Source organism: Dietzia maris (assembly GCF_014144855.1).
In the GTDB taxonomy this organism is placed as follows: Bacteria; Actinomycetota; Actinomycetes; order Mycobacteriales; family Mycobacteriaceae; genus Dietzia; species Dietzia kunjamensis.
Genome location: NZ_JAALDN010000060.1, coordinates 1 through 3,961, shown reverse-complemented (window position 1 = coordinate 3,961; position 3,961 = coordinate 1). Strand labels below are relative to the sequence as shown.

2 protein-coding genes are annotated in these 3,961 nt (G+C 68.1%); both read left to right on the top strand.

Going from position 1 to position 3,961, the window contains the following annotated elements; genetic code table 11:
• Positions 1-302: 302 nt before the first annotated feature.
• Entirely contained in the window at positions 303-1,001 is a 699-nt protein-coding gene (gene hpf / locus G6024_RS02265; RefSeq protein WP_067712290.1) for a ribosome hibernation-promoting factor, HPF/YfiA family, read from the top strand.
• A 165-nt stretch (positions 1,002-1,166) separates the two neighbouring features.
• Positions 1,167-3,944 (top strand): preprotein translocase subunit SecA, encoded by a 2,778-nt coding sequence (secA, locus tag G6024_RS02260; protein ID WP_067712293.1) that lies wholly within the window; start codon positions 1,167-1,169, stop codon positions 3,942-3,944.
• The last annotated feature ends 17 nt before the right edge of the window (positions 3,945-3,961 follow it).

Here is a 3,961-nt window from a genome sequence, read left to right as displayed (position 1 = left end):
GTCCTGGACGCGGGCGGGTTGCGCGTCACGGGTGTGCTCGCCGTGACCGCAGCCTGACGGCGGACCACTCCCCGCGGGGGAGGGGTCGACGCGACCTTCGCGGTCCGCGGGTCCGCGCCCACGCGAGGGGGTAGGGTGGGTTTTGGACGCGTTCACCAGCACGTTCGCCGCCTGGCGGCTCCGGTGGACAGCGTCTGCAGAGTATCCACTCAGCCATGTGGGTGGCCCCTTCGGCCGGGATTCCGGGCGGTTACCGGATCGGCCGCAGCGGCCCGCCGCAGGCCCGATGAGGAGGAGCTTCGATGGCGAAGACCCCCGCAGTCCTGCTTGATCCCGCCACCTTCGACGGTCCGTCGACAGACGACCCCGGTACGCCGGAGGCCCCGGTCACCATCCGTGGCCGCAATGTCGAGGTCCCCGAACACTTCGCGAGCCGCATCAACGCCAAGCTCGCGAAGATCGAGAAGATCTCGCCGGCCATCCAACGGTTCGACGTGATCCTGCTGCACGAGAACAACCCGCGGCTGTCCAAGGTGAGCCAGCGCATCGAGATCACCCTCAAGGGCAAGCCCGGCGTCGCTCGCGCGGAGGCGGCCGAGGACACCTTCTACGCGGCCCTCGAGTCGGCGGTCGCCAAGCTCGAGCGTCAGATGCGCAAGGCCCGCACGCGGCGCAAGATCAGCCACTCCGGCCACCGGCGCCCCCAGTCCGTCGCCGAGGCGACCGCCGAGCTGACGGCCGACGCCGCCCCGGCCGAGATGCTGGACGGGGTCGACGGCGCCGAGTACAACGACGGGGTCGACGAGCAGATGCCGGGACAGATCGTGCGGAAGAAGGAGCACGACGGCGCCCCGATGTCGGTCGACGAGGCACTCGAGAAGATGGAGCTGGTGGGCCACGACTTCTATCTCTTCCGGGATACCGAGACCGGACGCGCCACCGTCGTCTACCGCCGGCACGCGTTCGACTACGGGCTCATCACCCTGAGCGACGAGGGCTGACGGCCCCGTCCCGTAACCCCCGAGGGCGGTCCGGTCCCCCCTGACCGGACCGCCCTCGGCGTGTCACGACGGCCCACAGCGCCTAGGATGAGGACGGGCCCGCGTGTCGCCACGCAGGTCGCCGTATCCACGACCACTTCCCCGACCACGAGGACGTTCGAGACTGTGTCGATTCTTTCCAAGCTGCTCCGTGCCGGCGAGGGGCGAAAGCTCAAGAAGTACACCGCTCTCGCCGACTACGTGGACACACTCGCCGACGAGACGGAGAAGCTGAGCGACGACGAACTGCGGGCAAAGACCGACGAGTTCAGGCGTCGCGTCGCCGACGGGGAGACCTTGGACGAGCTCCTCCCGGAGGCCTTCGCGGTGGCCCGCGAGGCGGCCCACCGGGTCCTCGGTCAGAAGCCCTACAAGGTGCAGATCATCGGCGCCATCGTGCTGCACACCGGGTCGGTCGCCGAGATGAAGACCGGCGAGGGCAAGACCCTGACCTGTGTGTTGCCGGCCTACCTCAACGCGCTGGCCGGTAACGGCGTGCACGTGGTCACCGTCAACGACTACCTGGCCAAGCGTGACGCGGAATGGATGGGTCGTGTCCACCGCTTCCTCGGCCTGTCGGTGGGAGCGATCCTCGGCGGGATGACCCCGGCGCAGCGCCGCGAGGCCTACCACGCCGACATCACCTACGGCACCAACAACGAGTTCGGCTTCGACTACCTGCGCGACAACATGGCGCACGACACCGCCGACCTGGTCCAGCGCGGCCACAACTACGCGATCGTGGACGAGGTCGACTCGATCCTCATCGACGAGGCGCGGACCCCGCTCATCATCTCGGGACCCGCCGACGGTTCCAGCAAGTGGTACGGCGAGTTCGCACGCATCGCGCCGTTGCTGGAGGAGGGGACCCACTACGAGGTCGACCGCAAGAAGCGGACCATCGGCGTGACCGAGCAGGGCGTGGAGTTCGTCGAGGACCAGCTGGGGATCGACAACCTCTACGAGGCCGCGAACTCGCCCCTGGTGAGCTACCTGAACAACTCCATCAAAGCCAAGGAGCTGTTCACCAAGGACAAGGACTACATCGTCCGCGACGGCGACGTGATCATCGTCGACGAGTTCACCGGCCGAGTCCTCGACGGGCGTCGCTACAACGAGGGCATGCACCAGGCGATCGAGGCCAAGGAGCGGGTCGAGATCAAGGCCGAGAACCAGACGCTGGCCACCATCACCCTGCAGAACTACTTCCGGCTGTACGACAAGCTGGCGGGCATGACGGGCACGGCCGAGACCGAGGCCGCCGAGCTCTACTCGATCTACAAGCTCGAGGTCATGCCCATCCCGACCAACCGGCCGATGGCCCGCGAGGACCAGGCGGACCTCATCTACAAGACGGAGGAGGCGAAGTTCGCCGCCGTCGTGGAGGACATCGCCGAGCGGGTCGAGAAGAAGCAGCCGGTGCTCGTGGGCACCGCCTCGGTCGAGCGCAGTGAGCACCTGTCCAAGCTGCTCACGCGCAAGGGCATCAAGCACCACGTCCTCAACGCCAAGTTCCACGCCTCGGAGGCGCAGATCATCGCGCAGGCCGGACGGCCCGGTGCGGTCACGGTCGCCACGAACATGGCCGGCCGCGGCACCGACATCGTCCTCGGCGGCAACGCCGACATCATCGCCGACCTCAACCTGCGCGAGCGCGGACTCGACCCGGTCACCACCCCGGAGGAGTACGAGCAGGCCTGGGACACCGAGATCGAGCGGATGCGCACGCTCACCAAGGAGGAGGCGGAGCGGGTCCGCCAAGCCGGTGGCCTGTACGTGCTCGGCACCGAGCGGCACGACTCGCGGCGCATCGACAACCAGCTGCGCGGGCGCTCGGGACGTCAGGGCGACCCGGGCGAGTCACGCTTCTACCTCTCGCTGGGTGACGAGCTCATGAGGCGCTTCAACGGTGCTGCCGTCGAGGCGATCATGAATCGTCTGAGCCTGCCCGACGACGTGCCGATCGAGGCCGGCATGGTCTCGCGGGCCGTGAAGAACGCCCAGACGCAGGTCGAGTCGCAGAACTTCGAGATCCGCAAGGACGTCCTCAAGTACGACGAGGTGATGAACCAGCAACGCACGGTGATCTACCGTGAGCGCAAGCGGATCCTCGAGGGCGAGGACATCACCGACCAGGTCGAGTCGATGATCTACCAGGTCGTCAGCGCCTACGTCGACGGTGCCACCGCCGAGGGGTACGTCGAGGACTGGGACCTGGACAAGCTGTGGGACGCGCTCCACCAGCTCTACCCGGTGACGATCGCGGCGCAGGACATCATCGACGGCGACGAGTACGGGTCGTCCGGCGACCTGTCCGCCAAGAACCTCAAGGACGCCGTCCTCGACGACGTCTTCGCCCGCTACGACGAGCGTGAGGCAGAGATCGAGGGCATCGGCGGGGAGGGTGCCATGCGTCAGCTCGAGCGGTCGGTCATGCTACAGGTCCTCGACCGGAAGTGGCGCGAGCACCTCTACGAGATGGACTACCTCAAGGAGGGCATCGGCCTCCGGGCGATGGCCCAGCGTGACCCGCTCGTCGAGTACCAGCGCGAGGGCTACGACATGTTCTCGGTGATGATGGACGGCGTCCGTGAAGAGACGGTGGCGTTCCTCTTCAACGTCAAGGTCGAGGCCAACCAGCAGCAGAAGGCGATGGCCGGTCCCTCCGCGTCGCAGGCGGCGGCACTCGCCGGCGCCAACCCGATCCTCCGGGCCGCCGGTACCGGCCGGGATGTGAGTGCGGACCAGATGCAGTTCTCCGGCCCGTCGGAGAGTGGCGACCCGGAGCTGGTCGACGAGGGTGCCTCCGCGAACCGGGCGGAGCGGCGGTCTCAGGAGCGGCAGCAGCGCGCAGAGCGCCGCGAGAGGGCGGCCAAGGCCGCCACGAGGGGCCGCCGGGACTGACCCGGCACCCCCGCGCG

What these genes read in the sequence shown, in the direction of transcription:
- hpf (WP_067712290.1), top strand. Translation starts at nt 303, where the DNA reads ATGGCGAAGACCCCCGCAGTCCTGCTTGATCCCGCCACCTTCGACGGT.